Annotated in this window: 18 protein-coding genes and 1 pseudogene; 4 read left to right on the forward strand and 15 right to left on the reverse strand. The window is 38.5% G+C overall.

Features of this window, described 5'->3' with window-relative positions; translation table 11 throughout:
• The 3 genes and pseudogenes from Q0081_RS14975 to Q0081_RS14985 form a co-directional block, all read left to right on the forward strand.
• Positions 1 to 324 (forward strand): annotated as a pseudogene (locus tag Q0081_RS14975) (amino acid permease); the annotation flags it as partial.
• Between the two features lie 48 nt (positions 325 to 372).
• On the forward strand, positions 373 to 1,041 hold the full coding sequence (locus Q0081_RS14980; protein WP_298354850.1) for a Uma2 family endonuclease: 669 nt from the start codon (positions 373 to 375) through the stop codon (positions 1,039 to 1,041).
• Positions 1,042 to 1,491 (forward strand): DUF1572 family protein, encoded by a 450-nt coding sequence (locus Q0081_RS14985; protein WP_298354851.1) that lies wholly within the window; start codon positions 1,042 to 1,044, stop codon positions 1,489 to 1,491.
• A gap of 448 nt (positions 1,492 to 1,939) precedes the next feature.
• Here the strand turns inward: Q0081_RS14985 and Q0081_RS14990 are convergent, their stop codons facing one another.
• The 4 genes from Q0081_RS14990 to Q0081_RS15005 all read right to left on the reverse strand — a co-directional run bounded on the left by Q0081_RS14990 (position 1,940) and on the right by Q0081_RS15005 (position 5,496).
• Positions 1,940 to 2,683 carry a hypothetical protein gene (locus Q0081_RS14990; protein WP_298354852.1) on the reverse strand — a complete coding sequence of 248 codons (744 nt, stop codon included), beginning with the start codon at positions 2,681 to 2,683 and terminating at the stop codon, positions 1,940 to 1,942.
• 12 nt (positions 2,684 to 2,695) lie between these two features.
• Entirely contained in the window at positions 2,696 to 3,682 is a 987-nt protein-coding gene (locus Q0081_RS14995) for a bestrophin family protein (protein ID WP_298354854.1), read from the reverse strand.
• A 382-nt stretch (positions 3,683 to 4,064) separates the two neighbouring features.
• Positions 4,065 to 5,078 (reverse strand): aldehyde reductase, encoded by a 1,014-nt coding sequence (locus tag Q0081_RS15000; RefSeq protein WP_298354856.1) that lies wholly within the window; start codon positions 5,076 to 5,078, stop codon positions 4,065 to 4,067.
• Positions 5,079 to 5,157: 79 nt separating this feature from the next.
• The gene (locus Q0081_RS15005; RefSeq protein WP_298354858.1) at positions 5,158 to 5,496 is read right to left on the reverse strand and encodes a DUF1330 domain-containing protein; all 339 of its coding nucleotides are present in this window, start codon (positions 5,494 to 5,496) and stop codon (positions 5,158 to 5,160) included.
• A 117-nt stretch (positions 5,497 to 5,613) separates the two neighbouring features.
• Here Q0081_RS15005 and Q0081_RS15010 point away from each other — a divergent pair, with 117 nt between their 5' ends.
• Positions 5,614 to 6,045, forward strand: a complete 432-nt coding sequence (locus Q0081_RS15010; protein ID WP_298354860.1) for a helix-turn-helix domain-containing protein — start codon at positions 5,614 to 5,616, stop codon at positions 6,043 to 6,045.
• A gap of 178 nt (positions 6,046 to 6,223) precedes the next feature.
• On the opposite strand, the gene Q0081_RS15015 is transcribed toward Q0081_RS15010, so the two are convergent.
• The 11 genes from Q0081_RS15015 to Q0081_RS15065 all read right to left on the reverse strand — a co-directional run bounded on the left by Q0081_RS15015 (position 6,224) and on the right by Q0081_RS15065 (position 16,890).
• Positions 6,224 to 9,472: a M4 family metallopeptidase gene (locus Q0081_RS15015; RefSeq protein WP_298354862.1), complete on the reverse strand. Its 3,249-nt coding sequence runs from the start codon at positions 9,470 to 9,472 to the stop codon at positions 6,224 to 6,226.
• 305 nt (positions 9,473 to 9,777) lie between these two features.
• Positions 9,778 to 10,533 (reverse strand): LytTR family DNA-binding domain-containing protein, encoded by a 756-nt coding sequence (locus tag Q0081_RS15020; protein ID WP_298354864.1) that lies wholly within the window; start codon positions 10,531 to 10,533, stop codon positions 9,778 to 9,780.
• Complete coding sequence (locus Q0081_RS15025) at positions 10,530 to 11,540, reverse strand: sensor histidine kinase (protein ID WP_298354866.1); 1,011 nt, start codon at positions 11,538 to 11,540, stop codon at positions 10,530 to 10,532. Before Q0081_RS15025 ends, Q0081_RS15020 begins: the two co-directional genes overlap by 4 nt.
• Position 11,541: 1 nt before the next feature.
• Positions 11,542 to 12,186, reverse strand: coding sequence for an SCO family protein (locus Q0081_RS15030; protein WP_298354868.1), 645 nt, complete (start codon positions 12,184 to 12,186; stop codon positions 11,542 to 11,544).
• The gene (locus tag Q0081_RS15035) at positions 12,155 to 12,739 is read right to left on the reverse strand and encodes a toxin-antitoxin system YwqK family antitoxin (protein WP_298354870.1); all 585 of its coding nucleotides are present in this window, start codon (positions 12,737 to 12,739) and stop codon (positions 12,155 to 12,157) included. Before Q0081_RS15035 ends, Q0081_RS15030 begins: the two co-directional genes overlap by 32 nt.
• Positions 12,740 to 13,519 (reverse strand): YHYH protein, encoded by a 780-nt coding sequence (locus Q0081_RS15040; RefSeq protein ID WP_298354872.1) that lies wholly within the window; start codon positions 13,517 to 13,519, stop codon positions 12,740 to 12,742.
• A 46-nt stretch (positions 13,520 to 13,565) separates the two neighbouring features.
• Positions 13,566 to 14,558 carry a hypothetical protein gene (locus Q0081_RS15045; RefSeq protein WP_298354874.1) on the reverse strand — a complete coding sequence of 331 codons (993 nt, stop codon included), beginning with the start codon at positions 14,556 to 14,558 and terminating at the stop codon, positions 13,566 to 13,568.
• Positions 14,559 to 14,994: 436 nt separating this feature from the next.
• Positions 14,995 to 15,783, reverse strand: a complete 789-nt coding sequence (locus Q0081_RS15050; protein ID WP_298354876.1) for a transposase — start codon at positions 15,781 to 15,783, stop codon at positions 14,995 to 14,997.
• Positions 15,784 to 15,802: 19 nt separating this feature from the next.
• A complete protein-coding gene (locus Q0081_RS15055; RefSeq protein WP_298354878.1) occupies positions 15,803 to 16,183 on the reverse strand; it encodes a hypothetical protein in 381 nt (126 codons plus the stop codon).
• A gap of 221 nt (positions 16,184 to 16,404) precedes the next feature.
• Positions 16,405 to 16,554 (reverse strand): hypothetical protein, encoded by a 150-nt coding sequence (locus Q0081_RS15060; protein ID WP_298354880.1) that lies wholly within the window; start codon positions 16,552 to 16,554, stop codon positions 16,405 to 16,407.
• Between the two features lie 36 nt (positions 16,555 to 16,590).
• On the reverse strand, positions 16,591 to 16,890 hold the full coding sequence (locus Q0081_RS15065) for a hypothetical protein (protein WP_298354882.1): 300 nt from the start codon (positions 16,888 to 16,890) through the stop codon (positions 16,591 to 16,593).
• Between the last annotated feature and the right edge of the window lie 138 nt (positions 16,891 to 17,028).

Below are 17,028 nucleotides of genomic sequence, written 5' to 3' on the forward strand. Positions count from 1 at the left end.
CCCTTTTGGTCCATTATTTTCCAATCTTTCTGGACCATCCTTTTGCTTGTTTTCTGGAAAACCTTCTCTAATCTTATTACTTACGTGGTGTTTGTTGATACAGCCTTTTTCTTTTTAACGGCCGCTACCATTTTTCGATTTAGAAAGCGCAAACTGGCACGGAATTACAGTACGTTGGCCTATCCCGTCACCCCGTTGGTTTTTATGGGAATGTCGGCTTTTATCGTGGTCAACACCCTTATTGAAAAGCCTGAACAAGCCATTGCGGGACTGTTTTTCTTGGGTTTGGGCGGATTGGCGTTTGTTTATTTCAAAAAAAAGTAATTCTAATTTCTGCCTAAATACATTTATTTTTGTGTAAAATAGAAAGTTATGGTACAGATTAGCCAATATGCCAAACAGATACTCAGCCGCCCTGATGCGCTTGAGCAGGTACGTGCAATGCAAGCGATTTTGGAAGAAGAAGCCCATAAAAGACACGAATTTCGGGAATGGCTTGACGAAGACGTAAAGGCAGAATTTATCAACGGAGAAATAGTTTTACACTCACCTGTCAAGAAACGGCATTGGCAAGCGTCGGATTTTTTATCTACACTTTTGAGTGTTTATGTAGGTATTAATGACTTAGGTCAAGATGGGGTAGAAAAAGTGATGATTGAATTGACCCGCAATGATTACGAACCCGATATTTGTTACTTCTCAAAAGCCAAGGCTTCTGGTTTTACTGACGACCAAATGCTTTTTCCTGCGCCTGATTTGGTGGTAGAGATTTTATCTAAAAAAACAGCCAAAAATGACCGAGGCATTAAAAAGCAGGATTACGCCGCGCACGGTATTCGAGAGTATTGGATTATTGACCCTATCAAACAAATTGTGGAGCAGTATTTTTTGATTGATGAGCATTCCGAGGAATACTTTCAACCCTATATGTATCGGATTGACGACGACATTAGCAGCCGTGTTTTGGAGGGATTTACCATACCGATTCGCGCTATTTTTGAACAAAAAGCCAATATAGAAACACTGAAAAAATTAGTATAGATGTTGACAACGACCCTCATTGCTCTTTTTGAAAGGGATTTAAACAAACTCAAAAGCGAACTTTTGGCCTACAAATCCGAAGACGTTATTTGGAAAACAGAAGCCGCTATCCCCAATTCGGCTGGAAATTTGGCGTTGCACTTGATTGGCAATCTGAATACCTACATTGGGGCTGAAATTGGCAAAACAGGGTATGTGCGCAATCGCCCTTTGGAATTTAACGCCAAATTTGTGCCACGCGATGCGATTGTGGCTGATATTGAAGCTACGATTGAAGTGATTAAAAACGCGTTGCCTCTCCTGACCGAAGAAGACTATCAAGCGGAATATCCCTTGCTTGTATTTGAACAAAAAACCTCGACCGAATTTTTCTTTATCCACCTTACCGTGCATTTGGGCTACCATTTAGGACAAGTCAATTATCATCGGAGATTGTTGGATGCTGTTTAAGAAAAAAACGTTTGCATTGTATAGTCGTTTACATCCATTTCGTCTTGCGAACCACCTGCTTTTTGAGAATGATTTCACAATCACGCCCAACGGACGAGTATTGAAGAAGTGGGGGATTTAAAAAACGGCTGCTCGGACGAAGCACAGGGGGTGTATTAAATTTGATACGAAGGCACGGTGTTTATGCAGAAACAGGGCACAACTCAAGCGTTATAAATGCAAACGATTTTGGGACTTTGTCACCCCGAACTAAAATCGCTTTGAAAGAAGTTGGTTTAGTATCAAGCGTTGCAAACGCTCAAATCTCGGGTTCGCGTTGCAAACGCAAACCATCTTGGTCTGTCCAACTATCTTGATTTAATTTTATAAATCCATCTTTTCCGCCACTCATAGACACAGTTGAAGATATAAGTAAGGTTATAAATTTTTGACAAATACTCGTTACCTTTTATGCGTGTTCATTAACGTATTTTTTTCTTTCTCCTGTTTTAAGGTTTATCACATCAAATTTTCTTGTCTCGTTGAAAGAGCCCATATCTGAATCGCTATTGATAAGTATGGCACCAAAAAGCACAATATACTTGCAGTTGTATTTAGTTCCCGCCACTAATTCTTCTATACGCTGGTCAATGGCTTCGTAAAGTACTTCTGTTGCTTCTTTTATAGGAATTTTTGCATTGAGTATTCTATCTTTTTGGGTGAATATGATTTGCTCGATGGTATTCATTTGATAATCCAATTCTGTTATGTTTCCGGGAGTTATTAAATTGTTTATCAGCTTGTTTAATGCCCCTTTAGCCGCTCCACAGCAGCCACTATTTTTGGATTGTCCGTGTCTATGAATTTCGCCAATGGTACCATTTTTTGTAATGCCAATGTGTGGGCCATAGTATATAGCTACGGCTCCTTCGTCGGGCACGTGGCTCGCAAATGCTCCCATTCCGGTGAGCCCTGTAAACGGAAATCCGTCTAAACCGCCCATTTTAAAAGGTCCTAAAAATTCTTGTGTTCTTGCAGGATATTGAATGCTATTTACATCATCACTACAAATGCTATCTGCCAGCATCACCTGTGCAGGTTCTAAATCTAATTCGTTTTCTATAAAGTCTATAAACTGATTTACCCCATCAATGGTAGTGCTTGCTTTGGGATAATGCTGTTGAATGATTTTTAATTTTTCTTTCTTTTTCATTTTTTAATTTTTTTAAAGTAATATATTATTATACGGTTCGATTTTTGGGGGCAAGTTCGTTTCGTCTAACATTTCTAAAATATCAATTTCAATATTTCTACAAATGCTCGAAATAGGCGTGTCGCCAACTCCATTGTCAAATGGATTCTCACTCGATTCTCCTATTTGTTCCATCGTCATAAAAACCCAAGAAATAAGTATCGAAAATGGCACTACAAGAAAAATTCCGTAATCGCCAAACTTGCTCATTTCGCTCACCAATGCAAAGGGCAGTAGTAAAATAAAAAGCTGCACAAAAATGCGACTGAATAAACTATACTGCCTAAACAATGGTGTGGTTTTGATGCGCTCACAGCCGCCTTGTAGGTTGTAGAGTTCTGCCAACAATTTGGTCAAATCGCTATGCTCATAATCGTCAATGATGTTTTCTCGTTTCAGTTTTGTAACGGTTTCAAACTGATACTTCAAGGTGTAGCTTGCAATATTTCCTTTGTGCTTTACTTTTTCAAATATTTCAGCTTTATCTAAGTTATCAAAAAGTTCTTTTATGGCGATGTCAAATTCTTTTACTTCATCCGATTCCGACACAAATTGTTTGTGATAATCTTCTCTATTTGTAGCCCAAGGAATGGTTTTTCGTAATTGTAAACGCAGAATATTGATATAGGCAATATGGCGATTTAGAAATGCTCTTTGCTTTGTTTTGTCCTCTACTAGCGAAATAAAAGTAGCGGTCAATATTCTACTGGTGTTTGTAATGCCGCCCCATAATCGCCTTGCCTCCCAAAGCCTATCATAGGATTGATTATTTTTAAAACCTACATAAAACGCTACGGCTGTGCCAATAGAGGCTACGGGTAAAAAGGGAATAGCAATTAATTTAAAACCAAAAAATTGGTAGATAACCACTACGATGATGCTTAGTATTAAGGTTTGAATGATATTTTTTCGCCCAAAAAACCATATTTCATTAAGCGTTATTTTTTTGTTGATTAACATAGTTTATTTTTTGATTTTTTGGAATTTTAGATTTTTTGGAATTTTCAATTTATTTATTAAGTAAATGAGCAAATTTGAAAATTAGTTAATTTGAAAATAATCACTGTAAATCAAGTAGTTATACAAACTTAATATATAGTTTAAATCTGCACAATTACTTAAGTGCTAAAGCACAGTTAATTGTTATCTGTTAACCGTTAATTGTGTTGAATATCAGATGTTTACTGACTTTTTTAGTATCGTTTAATTTTGCACAATTACTTAAGTAATACGCCATATTTGTTTTAAAATTCACGCAGAGCCGCAAAGATACTAAGGTTCTGATAATCAAATATTTAAAATCTTTGCAACTCTGCGGCTTTGCGTGAATAATATTGCTCGATTACTTAATCGCCTCTTCTACTGATTTAGCAGTATCCAAAACTGTTTTTTCAAAAGCAATGGGTTTCCAATTAAAAGTACGCATCGTTTCGCTCACATCGGCGGCAATGGTATTTCCAACGAAGGGTAACATTCCTTTCATTTCATCATTAAAATTAGCCATAAATTTCAATAAAAATGAAGGTGCAAGCCGGGTGCTAACTTTATCATAGCCATTGGCTTTTAATATTTTAGCAATATCTTGAATTGCATAAGGCTTTTCAGATGTTACAATAAAACGCTTGCCATTTGCTCTTTTATTTTCTAACGCTGCCACGTGAATAGTTGCTACATCTCTTACGTCAGACATTACCGAATAAGCTTTGGGTAACATTGGAACCTGTCCTGTAATTAATTTTTTAAAGAAATCCATCGCTTCCGTAGCCAAATTACCTGTTAATGTTGGTCCATAAATAGGTCCAGGATTAACTACAACCAGTTCTAATTTATTTTCACTTGCCTGATTTTTTATAAACTCCCAAGCACTTTTTTCAGCAAGTGTTTTACTTTTAAAGTAGGCGGTTATATTTTTTACATTTACATCTGTCCAACTATCCTGATTTAATTTTATCAAACCTTCTTTTCCGCCACTCATAGCCACAGTTGAAGAAGTAAGCACCAATCTTTTTACACCTGCTTTTTTTGCAGACTTCAAAGCTCTTAAAGTGCCTTCAACAGCAGGTTTGATTAGTTCGTTTTCGTCTTTTGGAACTTTTACAACAAATGGCGAAGCAATATGAAGAACATAATCACATCCTTCCATTGCTTTGTCCCAACCTTCATCTTTCATAAGGTCAAGTTCGCAAAATTCTAAATTTCCTTTTGGGTCAATTTCTTTTTTTATGCCGTTAACCACTTCATCCGTTTTAGATAAACTCCTAACCGAACCTCTTACGGCATAACCTTTTTTTAATAGTTCAACAGCACAATGTTGTCCTACAAATCCAGATATTCCTGTTACTAAAACTTTATTCATTTTTTGAAAATTAATTGATTTTTAAATAACAACCCAAACCCAGTTTTACCGAGTTTGGATTGTCTAATTTGGTTTAAGCCTACATTCCTGGTATAATAACCACTCTACCTGCTTCTGATTGTAGTTCGCTAATACGAAGGTTTTTATAGGGTTGATACTCCTCAGAGTTGTACCACCCTTCGGCAGCCTCCATACTTGGAAATTGAAGTACTGCTGCCCAGTTGCCATTCCAGTCTCCCTCTTTTACATTCGGAGCTGGTGTACCTGCAATCATTTGCCCTCCGTGTTTCATTAAAATAGGAATTGCAAATTGAGCATAGCGCTGGTTAAGTTCTTCAAGGCTATCAACTTTCATTTGAACCATAATGTAGGCTGGTTTTGTTGCAGTAGTTTCTGCATTTCTTTCTTGGTTTTCCATTTTTTAAATTTAAATTATTACTTTTGTTTCGCAAGCAAAAGTACGAAATAACTTTTGTTTTGCAAGTAATAATTAAAATAAATTGCAATTTGCAAGTAAAAATATTGTTTTAGCAACATGGATTATAAATTTCGATGCGAATGTCCTATTACGTCTGCCCTTGATATTTTAGGTGATAAATGGGTATTAGTAATCATCAAGCAAATGCTTATTGAAGATAAAAAGACTTTCAAAGACTTCACGGAAAGTGATGAAGCCATTGCTACTAATATACTTGCTTCTAAGCTAAAATGCCTTGAAGAACTAGGAATTATAACCAAAACGCAGCCCCCTGATAACAAAAAAACTAATTTGTACCTATTGACTGAAAAGGGCTTGGCATTAACTCCTATTATTGTTGAACTTTCTATTTGGAGCGATGAAAATGTGAGAGGGCTTAATAAAATAATGAGGGATAGTCCTGAAATAGCGATAATGAAAAGCGATAAAAATTCTTTTATCAAAATGATAATTGAGGCTTATAAAGCAAAGACTGAAAAATTTTATTAAGATTTTAATTGCTTATAATCCAGTTTGTTGCGTCCTCTACGCTTGACGCTAACTTGCGGATTAACGCACTTACAACACAAAATATTTTGTATTGTAAAAGGGTATCTTATTGTTGTAAGCTACTCAAATACCGTTCTATATGATTAAAGCTTACTTATCATAAACGGCCCCTGCCTTTCTACTGCTTTACAATTTTCTGACGAATCACCCCTTTGTTCGTTGGAATGGAAAGCAGGTAGATGCCCGTTTGTACATTTTTTAAATCCAGAATTGTTTCCTGAGAAGTTGAGACGAAAGTTTTGGGTAAAACCAAACGCCCGTTTACGTCGGAGAGCTCTAACGGCCCCGCTTCCAATTGCTTGGAAACCTTGATTTTCAATTCATCCTGCACGGGATTTGGAAAAATTTGCACTTCATCAGTTAAGTTTGGAGCTACACTCAAAATAGGAATTACCTGAAAAGTGCGTTCGGCAGTAGCAATCGGGAAAAAGGGCCGCTCGGAATTGGTGTAAGCGCGAATGGTAACGGTGCCCGGACCCGTCAGGGTAACGCGATTTCCACTGATTTGAGCGGGGCCCGACACAATATAAAACGCCACAGCATCGCCGTTGGAAGCCGTAGCGCTGAGGGTAAAGGGAGCCGCATCCTGGAATTTGTCCGTAATCGCCGTAAAATTCAACGTCGGTAATTGACGAGTGCCTTGAGATACCCACAAGGGCCACGTAGCATTGAGAAGAAGGGAGGTAGGGTTGCCTTTTCCCGTAATTTTGTTGGTATTGAGTCCAATGACGTTTACGTTTTTATTCGTCCCGGTTCCTTTGGTCACATACACAGCGCGGTCGTCCAGACGAGAATAGTCGGGATAGCCAATGTCTGTGTTGTTGGTAATGACTTCTACATCGCCTTTTTCCAAATCTACCCCTAAAATAGAGAAGGTATTATCGGGATCATAGAGATAATCGAATGCCAAAATGGCCGTTGAGTTTTTGGCAAAGGACGGATTCCCAACGCTTTCGCCTGCTTCCAAATCATTGAACAGCTTTTGAATGGTGCCGTCGGCAAACGTATTTTGTACCGTGTCCCATACGTGCATAAATCCTACATCCCAATAGTCTAAAGATTGGCCTGTCGCGGTTTTGAGTTGATTATACGCATCAAACACCAGATATTCGCCCGAAGCATCCCATTCCAGACCGTCGGCGTACTGAATATCGCCCGTGCTGACGCCGCTCGTGTAAGTAGGATTGTAAAGCTTGAATTTAGTCCATTTTTTGGCATCAAAGCTGTACACATAAATGCTCTTGTCGGATTGGTTGGTCAAAGCGGCCATTTTACGCCCATCTTTAGAAATGGCCACTTTGTTCCAAATCGTTTCGTCAGAAATCAACGATTCGTCAGCAGTACCTACTAAACTAACAGCGCGAATTCGGCGGTCGTCGCTCACAAAATAAACGAATTTACCATCGTCGGTGACACTTGGGCGGTTGAGAATGGCACGGTTGGATTTGACGGTAATGTTCGTACCGGTAGTGGAGGTGGAATATAGTTTCTTATCAGAACCATAGACCAACAAAAACTCGGTGCCTGTGTTGCTGGGCAAGGTCGTAGGATTGGCAGGAGGAGGGTTGCTGTTGGTTTCCAAAATGCCCACTTGGTCGAAAGCCGTTTTGGCAGCGGCAACCTCCGCAGAATTAGCCCCATATAAATCCGTAGCGGCTTTAATAACGGCCAAACGTAAATCAATGAACTTAGAAAAACGCGTCAGATAGCTGGTCATGGCGCGGTAATACACCTTTTCTGATTTGTCTTTCCCTACGTTGGCGTTGTTGGTAAAGAGAAAGAAAGCGTAGTTGGGAATCCCGCTGTTGATGTGAACACCCCCGTTGTCTTTGGTGGTATTGATGTATTGCGTCATGGTGCGGGGCTGATAACCGGGGTCATTGGTTCCGCCTTGGTTCGGATTGGCCATATCGCGCAAAGCGCCCGAAGGATAGACAGTTTTTTTGACCACCGATTCTCCCATCGTCCAGTTGGCGCGATCTACTAATACGCCAAATACATCGGCTAGGGATTCGTTAATGGCCCCTGATTGCCCTTGGTATTCCAGTCCGGCCGTATTTTCAATTACTCCGTGCGTCATTTCGTGGGCTGCTACGTCGAGCCCACCCGCCAAAGGTCCAAAAGCAGAGGCACCGTTGCCGTAGGCCATGATTTCTCCGTTCCAAAAGGCGTTATCCATTTCCTTACCACCTTCATCGCGCACATTGACGACCGAAATGACATTGCCGCCTTTGCCATCCAATGAGTTACGTTTATGCACTTGAGTGTAATACGTATAAGCCGTCGCAGCGTTATTGTGGGCCGATACCGCAAGGGGTGTCCAGGAATTGTTAGTTGAGGTCACTTGCCATACCGAAATATCATCAGCCTTCGAGTTGCGGGCATCAATCGTCCAAATTCCCCCAAGCGGTTTGTCCGGAAGGGTAGATGTGGCGCTTTTGTACATAGGACGGGTGATATCCAACAAATAATAAGTTGTCCCTTTTAAATACGCATTCACACTTTGGGTCACTCCGTTGAGATCTTTGGCATTGGCCTTGACAGGTCCATCCAAAGCGCAGGTATGGTTGGTTTTTGAGAGAATTTCACCTGTATGTGCGTCTATAAAATAATTCCAACGCTCCATGAAATTGGGACGTACTACCATTCGCCACGTCAAATGAGCGGTTTCGGGTTGGCTTTCGGGATAGTACACTACTAACTCAGTTTCAGGAACTTGTTTTTTTAGGATTGTCAATTCTCCTGCGCTCAACTCACGCACAACAGTTTGTCCCTTCAAATCAGTTAAAGCTCGTTGTACGGCAATGGCTTCAGAAAGAGTGGGAGAGAGGTTGGATAAAGCAGGGGTTTTGAAATTTCGACCGTTGAGGGTCGTAAATTGGTTGTTTTCAAGGTGTAAAATAAGCTCCCCGCCATACACGGGAACTCCTTTGAAATGTTGCTGCAAACGAATGTGTGTCTGTTTTAACTCATCCTCTTCAATGGTCATCACTTCCAATTCTTCAGAAGGTTGCGTCATTTGGAGGAAAGGCTTTAATTGTTCTGCGTAGTCCAAGGCAGCAGTGGTCAGTGCAGCACGACCGCGACTGCTGGTTTTGAGTGAGCGTCGGTATTCAATAAATACGGGGATATCTGATGAATCGCGTACTACCCGTGCCGTTAAAGCGCGGGATTGGGTAAAGGTTTTGGGTGAATTTTTTTGCGATGAACGACTTCCTTCTATTTCGCGAATATTTTGAAGGGAAGGCGGCAACGGTTGAGCAGGCCCTTTTTGCGGTTTTTCTAAAAAACGATTGTTCTGGGCCATCACAAACCCATTTGACACGATACAACCAATAACAAGCAGTAGAGTAGATGTTAATTTCATAAGAGTAAAGGTTTTGCGACAGAAATATAGAAATTTTTCATCAAAATAATGCAAGACTTTACTATTCGGTAACAATGGCTTCATTCTCCGGTAAAAGTAAAGTTGTTGATTTGTATCAGAAAAAACCAACCTACAGATGAAAAAAGGACTTTTTGCTTTTGCGGTTTATACAGGCACATTCTTAGTATTTATGTACGGTTGCGCCTAACGGACGGATTGCCCTAAAAAAAGGGAGATATCTTAGTTGACAGAAGTTTTTAGAATTCAATTAAACGCGGGGACAGTGGTTGAAGATTATCTTTATATTAACTGTCCAACCATTGCTTAAAGTCATTGACGCGTTCCCGGCTTACAATCTTTGCTTCCCCGTCCAACAGTTTTGATTGGATGGACAATCGACTGTTGAAATAAGAAGTTACTTTTTCAATGGACTGAAAGTGAATAATGACTTTTCGGTTAATACGAAAAAAAACGGTGGGTTGTAACATCGTTTCCAATTGATCTAATGTATAATCAATGGCGTAGCGATGGCCTTTGTCAGTTATTAAAAAAGATAAACTTTCCTGAGTTTCAAAATGATGGATATTATTCGTTGAAATCGTGTCTATACTCTGTCCTGATTTTACCAAAAATCGAGTTTTATATTGCTTATTTATCTGCTGATAGGCAATTGTAATGTTTTCAATGAGCTGTTTATTTGTTGTATTTTGTTGCTTTTTAAATTTTTCAATGGCAAACTGTAAATCTTTTAGAGAAATAGGCTTTAAAAGATAATCAACACTATTTTGCTTAAATGCCTGAATGGCATAATTATCATAAGCAGTTGTGAAAATGATAGGGATGTCAATTTGAGTTTTGGTGAAGATTTCAAAACTGTTGCCATCGGCTAAATGTATGTCCAGAAAAAGCAAATCGGCCTGTAATCCTTCCTGAAATGTTTTAACCGTATTTTTTACGGAATCCAGATACTGGACCACTTGAATCGTGTCGTCTATTCTGTGTAACAGAAGGCTCAAATGCTCAGCCGACAGTTTTTCATCTTCTACAATAACAACATTCATTTTTTTGCAATTAAAGGCAGAGTTACTTTAAAAATAGGCTCGCTATTACTAATTTCTATTTTTTCATCGGTAAAAAATTGATAGCGCACTTTCATGTTTTTTAATCCTATCTGCGAACTTTCAACTTTATCGCTTCTCGGCTGAATAGGGTTTGTTATAATCAGACGATTATTTTCAGTATAGATACACACTTTTAAAGGGTTCGCTTGTGAAGTTTCGTTGTGCTGTATGGTATTTTCTACCAACATTTGGAGGCACATGGGTGGCAAAAAGAGGTTTTTGGCGTTTTTGTCAATGTTAATTTCAAATAAAATACTATTACCAAACCGTATTTTCAATAGATAAATGTAATGGTCTAAAAAACTTAACTCCTCATGTAAGTTTACCAATTCGGCATTTTTGTTATCCAAAACATACCGATATACTTTTGATAATTCATTGATAAAATCAACAGCTTTGTCTTGGTTTTGGTACACTAATGAACTCAAAACACTTAGGTTATTGAATAAAAAATGAGGGTTGAGTTGGTTTTTTAAGTTTTGTAATTGTGCATTAGCGCTTTCTGTTTTATATTTTTCAACTTCGACTAAACTTTGTTTCCATGCTTTGAAAAATTGCCTTGAAACATAGGAGACCAAAACAAATAAAGTAATAAAAATGGCAGGGACAAAAAGCTGCCTGATGGCTCTGTTGATTGGCTTGAATTCATGAAATTTTATAAAATGCAGTAAATCTATACAAATAAACAGGGTGGTCATTGTAAACAACAGACTAACAGTTACTTGAGTAATCATTCTCTTTTTAGAATCTTCTACCCATTTGTACTTTTTTTCAAGTCGATTGTTAATGAAAATATTCCCTTCCCAAAGCAATAGCACGATAACCGGAATTAAAAACAAATCGGTGTCAAGAAAGTCGTTAAGCCTGAAAAACAGCAGCTTAAACGCCATTGCTGTCAACGTCGATATTCCGATTTTTAGTAAAAAAGCCTTCACGATTTCTTTCACGTTATTCTTTTTTTAAAGCCCTTATGTCATCCATTAATTGCTGCATTTCTAAGACTAACGTGCCGTTATAAATCCCTCTGATTCTTTTCGTTTTATCCACTAAAATAAAATGTTCGGTATGTAGAAACTCGCTACTGTCTTTACTGAATCCAATGTCTTCCTCGGCAAAGTAGGATTGCCTTGCCAGCTGATAAATAGCTGATTTATTTCCCGTTAGAAAGTGCCAATTCGTATTTTTGATGTGGTTTTTATCTTTGAATTTCTTCAAAACCGAAGGCGTGTCTATCCAGGGCGTAACAGAATAAGATAAGAAAACAATGCCACGGTCATTTTGCAGTCTATCGCTCACTATCTTCATATTTTTGGTCATCGTAGGGCAAATGCTTGGGCAAACCGTAAAAATGAAATTGGCAACGTGGATTTTTCCTTCAATGTTTTTTTGTGCTATGTTGATACTGTCCTGGTTTAGAAAGGAGAAATCATTGATAGTATGTGGAATTTTTTTGGTTACTTCCGCTTCGTTTTTGATAAAAATGGGCGTAAAATCTGGGTCGTTGTAGTAGGGTAATGTCGCTGTATCTGAACTGCTTTCAGTACAACTAAGTAGGAACAAACTACTTAACAACAAAAATACTATCCGATACATTTTTACAGTTTTTAGTGCCCAACAAGCCATATCTTTTTCCTTTGAGAATGACGTAATTGGCGCGTATTTTACCATTATCATACCACATTTTTTGAGGGCCTTCTTCTTGCCCGCTTGCGTAAGTGCCCAAATGAAACAAATGCCCGTTAGTGCTATATTCTTTTAATTCACCTTCGTACTCCCCATTTTTGGCAGTAAATTCAAATCGTTTGTTGCCATTTTCCCAATAAGCGACTTGTTTGCCGTGTTTTTGTCCGTTCAGGTAATTTCTTTCTTCCTGCAACTGCCTGTTGGGATACCATTTTTTGCAAACGCCACTCAACAAACCATTGAGGTAGCCTTCTATCAAAAGCGTGTCTTTGCTTAGACTTAATTCATACAAAAAGCCCGTGTATGGTGTATCATTCAAAAAGACCACATCATTTTTTACAGAAAGACTTTTTGATGATGCTAAATGGTAAATTTTTGGAATTTTTTCATCCACTGATTTGTCTGACTTGCTGCACGAACAACAAGCCAAACAAAACAAAAAGATACTTAGGAATACTTTCATTTATTGAGTTACGGTTCCGGGTGTTCCATAAAAACCGCTTCCATTGAGATAAGGGGCATCGGCTGTAAAGTGATAGTGGTAGATGCCATTTGGATAATCGGCAGTAGCGTGGGTGTGTCCATGATAGGCATCCAACATGCTGCTCGTTACGGTTGTTCCGTTTTCCTCCTGCGGGCCATAGACAGGAAATCCATCCAGCAAAAAGCCCATTAAACCTGCCTTCGTAGATTTTACGGTAGTCAAATATAAAGGCTCAACGTGATAGTGATATACGCCCGAATTTTGGGGGTGTCCATAGTACTTGTCAAAACTGACAATTTCGCCTGCCAATGCTTGGTTATTAGGCCCTCCATATTGGTTAAAGAAAGCCACACCATTAATGGCAACACCAATAACTCCCAACGGAGTAGCAGCGTGAGCTGCATTTACCTTAGGGTTTAGCGGTATTTTGATTGTAGCAGATTGTTCGGCAATGCTGTTGGGGTTCTTGGCAAAATTAACTCCGCTAAAAGTAGTACCGCTGTATGCTTCATATAAAGCATTGTAAGTGGCATAGTAAGGCGACTTATGATCGGGCAGGTTCTTCGATTTGATATAAATGTAAGTGCCGTCACTGGTAATGCTTGAGGCTCCGTAGATTTTTTTATACACGGCAGGCACTTCTGTTGAAACTGGCGTAGGGGTTGTGGTATCGGTGTCGTCGCTGTTGCAGTTTACGAAGCTCAGCGTTACCAATGTGGCGAGTGCTAATTTTTGGATGGGTGATTTTTTAAAGTTCATGGTTATTATAATTAAATGGTTAAAAATCAATTTATTTGGAGCAAGATTATTCTATTTTCTTTCTTAGTAAAACCAAATTGTCGAGTTTGAGATTTGACGACCAAATGAAAGCGGCATCCTTTGAAGCATTATCAAAGAGATCGGTAAAGTTGGTATACGACGATTTGTTATCAACGCCCACGGTGCCATTGGAAAAAGTAGTGGCAACAGGCCAGTTGGCATCGTCGAAAGTTGAACTGAACCAATTGGTAGGTATTGCCCAGTGGATTCCATAACTATTAGAAGCACCTGCCGATGTGGTGCAATTGGAAGATAAACGTGCGTTGCCGCTTTCAGAAAGACAGGCTAAATCGGAAATGGGGGCGATGTAATACGTTTGCGCTCTCCAACTGTTGTCGGTAATGCCAACGGTGCTTCCCGAGGCGTTCTTGATGTGCATGACGAAACCACCGTCGCCAATGTAATTGGACGAGCTGCCTTGTTTTTCGGTTCCCAGTCCAAGGTTTTCTTCCCAATCAACACATTTGACGGCCACTGTAAAGGGCTTTTTGGCCTTAAAACGCACAATGCACGAGTTGAAATCGGTATAAGGCACAGAGTCTTTGCCAACGGGAATACCATTGACGTACATTTCAAAATAATTGTCGCCAAAAATATAGGCTGTAAAAACCTCTCCGTCAGCATCTACCGTTACGATATTATTGCTCGAAAGTGCTGCTGTGGCCGCGGCGGTGTTGGCATAAGAATGCCCCGAAACATAAGAGTTGTACAAGTCAGAAGCAAAGGGAAAGGAAGAGTTGGTGAAATTAACATCGGCGGGCAATGCCCAGGTTTTACCATCGGTTGATGTAATAGTTCCCAACGCCGCTACCCGAACCCCCGAAGGAAATAAATTGGCGGTTGTGGTAGTGCCTGCGCCCTGCGTTACTGAACCTGTACCAGAATAGGCGCTATTAGTAACGGTTGCCGTTTCCGAACAAGCAACAAAAGCAGTTAGGAATGATAGAATAATTAATCTTAGAAAATGGGAATTAGCCATAGTTTTTAGTTTTAGTTCAATTAGACGTATTTTAGTAAAGTTTCTTGCGGGTTAGTTGCTTAAAACTGCACTTTTTTACACAAGATTTGGAAGTAAACTTAACGAGAGGTCGTTATTGATAGATGTCCTATCCTGATTTTACCTTTTATTATCATTGTTAATGATTGAAATAAATAATCAAATATACTGCAATGCTAACGCTTTTATGCGTTGTTGAAAGATTACAGAACCGTTGAGTTGTTGAAAAAAGGGGTTGAGTTGTTGGTATAATGGGCTGGATACTGAGCGAATAAACCGCAAAAAGCCCATACAAATTACATTGCATGGGCTTTTGACTAAGAGGATATATTCAGAATTTAACGTTTTGCTGCTTGGCAATGTGGTGAATTTTTAGCATGAATGGGGGCAATAAAATTACAAATGTTAGGTTTTTGTACTACACCCGAAGATTTTTCATAACTACTTGATTGTAAGATATTTGAATATCAATCCATCGAATCATCGTTTTAATATATTCAGTACATAAGTGTACAAAGTTATGATTTGTATTTTTGAGACCTCTCCGTAGAATATCGCTTCCTTTCCTAAAAAAACTATTAGCCTGACGTCCGTTTTTTTTGATTTTTATTTTTTGTACTTTTTTGTGATTATACTCCCCAACTTTGACACAAATAGCTACTGCTAAACTAACAAAAACTAAGAGCTTACTTAATTTTTGACTGCATTTTAAATGAGTCGATTCTAAATCAAAACCCCGCCCTTTGAAGGTTTGAAATAAGACTTCTATGCACCATCGTCTGCGATAAAATCCACCGAGTTGTTTGGCTGGCAAGTTACCGATTAAAAATAAAAAATCATTATTCAAAAGACGTTTTATCATCGTGTTACACCAAATCCCATCTACTCTGCAATCTTGAAAATACCGCTCTGTTTGTGTATGTAGCAGTGTTTCAATCGAATAGCAATCTCCATTTTTTAACGTAACTAAATGGCTTTTAGGTACTCGCATACAGAATTTTATGTCATTGATTTTAAGATACTTAACCCACTCAACGCCTATAAACTCTCTATCCCCTACAATGACTCCTATCCGCTCTTTCCCAATCACTTTAATCAATTTAGATAGTAAATCTATGCGGTCTTTGCAATGGCTATTGCCAGATTTATTATCTAATAAAGACCAATATAAGGGGATTCCTACTGAGCCATTTTTTGCTACTACCATCAATATGTTGCATTGGTAGTCAGCCTCTTTCTTTACCCTTTCGTGGGCTAAAGATATTTTTTGCTACTACCATCAATATGTTGCATTGGTAGACGCCAAATTTCCATTCAGTCCGATCAATTGAAAGACTAAGTTTTCCTCTTGGTAGAAATAATACTAACAGCAGACATACTTGATCATAATCGAACTCATAGTCTTTAAAAAATGATTGTATATTACGTTCTATGGACTCAATTTTAGCGTCAGATTCAATATGAAGAGCTACTTCTCTAAATTGTACTTTTTCGCTATCAATAATGCCTAACAAAAAAGATAATATGAATTTTTTACGTGCTAAGTTGGTCGCTAATGGGATTTTTTGAAGCAAATTTATAACTTCGTCCCTAATGATTTTTTTCATTCCTAAAGCGGGGCCGCCCGTGCGGCTGGTTTGATGCTTGGTCGCTCAAATTTCAGCCTTTTTGCTTTACCTAACAATTATCTTCGGGTACAGTAGATTACCCTAACCTAATAACCCTAAAAGTATTTATTTCCAATTTTATAAGACTTGTTTTTACAAAATAAAATAGGGACAGAAATAGAAAACGTAAAATTACTTAAACTTGAATTAATTCAGTAAAATCAAATACGGTGCTTTAACTTGCTCAACCATTCGGAGGAAATTCCCATAAATTCGGCAATGAATTTGGTAGGCACTTGCTGAATGATAATTGGGTGATTTTGAATCAAATAATTATACAAACGTTCTGATGAATAAGCAATGATTTTCATTTCAAAATCATTGATTTCCTGCAAAGCCGTTGTGACTTATGCATGATAAACGCGAAGTAGTTGTAAATCTTGAAAAATGAACGTTTCTATATCTTTTTTATTAAATTCAATGACCTCGGCATTGCTAATCGCTCGGATTTCGGATTGCGATTTTTTACCTGAAAAAAAACTATCCATACACGTCATAAATGGGTGAAAGTTAGGGAAGAAGAAATTAATGGTTTTCTCAATTTCCAGTTCTTCATCAATAAAACGGCAAACAAAACCACCTTTCAAAACCATATAAATTTTCGTACACACTTGATTGTGGCGTACCAATTTAGTTTGGTTTTTCACTTTTACCAATTGCCCCAAGTATACTGCGCCCCTGAAACTGGACCATTCTGTTGAATAACGAAGTTATTAGTTGATTTTGTTTTCCACTTTGTTTATAGTACTTTTTCTTCCCTTGAATACCTGTTCTGGCGTTCGATA

Origin of the sequence: Runella sp., from assembly GCF_027484545.1 — a bacterium.
Classification (GTDB): domain Bacteria; phylum Bacteroidota; class Bacteroidia; order Cytophagales; family Spirosomataceae; genus Runella.

Coding starts and splice junctions, on each gene's coding strand:
- Q0081_RS15005 (WP_298354858.1), bottom strand. CDS start 5,496: ATGGAAAACCAAGAAAGAAATGCAGAAACTACTGCAACAAAACCAGCC.
- Q0081_RS14980 (WP_298354850.1), top strand. CDS start 373: ATGGTACAGATTAGCCAATATGCCAAACAGATACTCAGCCGCCCTGAT.
- Q0081_RS15045 (WP_298354874.1), bottom strand. CDS start 14,558: ATGGCTAATTCCCATTTTCTAAGATTAATTATTCTATCATTCCTAACT.
- Q0081_RS14990 (WP_298354852.1), bottom strand. CDS start 2,683: ATGAAAAAGAAAGAAAAATTAAAAATCATTCAACAGCATTATCCCAAA.
- Q0081_RS15010 (WP_298354860.1), top strand. CDS start 5,614: ATGGATTATAAATTTCGATGCGAATGTCCTATTACGTCTGCCCTTGAT.
- Q0081_RS15040 (WP_298354872.1), bottom strand. CDS start 13,519: ATGAACTTTAAAAAATCACCCATCCAAAAATTAGCACTCGCCACATTG.
- Q0081_RS15055 (WP_298354878.1), bottom strand. CDS start 16,183: ATGAAAAAAATCATTAGGGACGAAGTTATAAATTTGCTTCAAAAAATC.
- Q0081_RS15020 (WP_298354864.1), bottom strand. CDS start 10,533: ATGAATGTTGTTATTGTAGAAGATGAAAAACTGTCGGCTGAGCATTTG.
- Q0081_RS15000 (WP_298354856.1), bottom strand. CDS start 5,078: ATGAATAAAGTTTTAGTAACAGGAATATCTGGATTTGTAGGACAACAT.
- Q0081_RS15035 (WP_298354870.1), bottom strand. CDS start 12,739: ATGAAAGTATTCCTAAGTATCTTTTTGTTTTGTTTGGCTTGTTGTTCG.
- Q0081_RS15050 (WP_298354876.1), bottom strand. CDS start 15,783: ATGGTAGTAGCAAAAAATGGCTCAGTAGGAATCCCCTTATATTGGTCT.
- Q0081_RS14985 (WP_298354851.1), top strand. CDS start 1,042: ATGTTGACAACGACCCTCATTGCTCTTTTTGAAAGGGATTTAAACAAA.
- Q0081_RS15015 (WP_298354862.1), bottom strand. CDS start 9,472: ATGAAATTAACATCTACTCTACTGCTTGTTATTGGTTGTATCGTGTCA.
- Q0081_RS15030 (WP_298354868.1), bottom strand. CDS start 12,186: ATGTATCGGATAGTATTTTTGTTGTTAAGTAGTTTGTTCCTACTTAGT.
- Q0081_RS14995 (WP_298354854.1), bottom strand. CDS start 3,682: ATGTTAATCAACAAAAAAATAACGCTTAATGAAATATGGTTTTTTGGG.
- Q0081_RS15060 (WP_298354880.1), bottom strand. CDS start 16,554: ATGAAAATCATTGCTTATTCATCAGAACGTTTGTATAATTATTTGATT.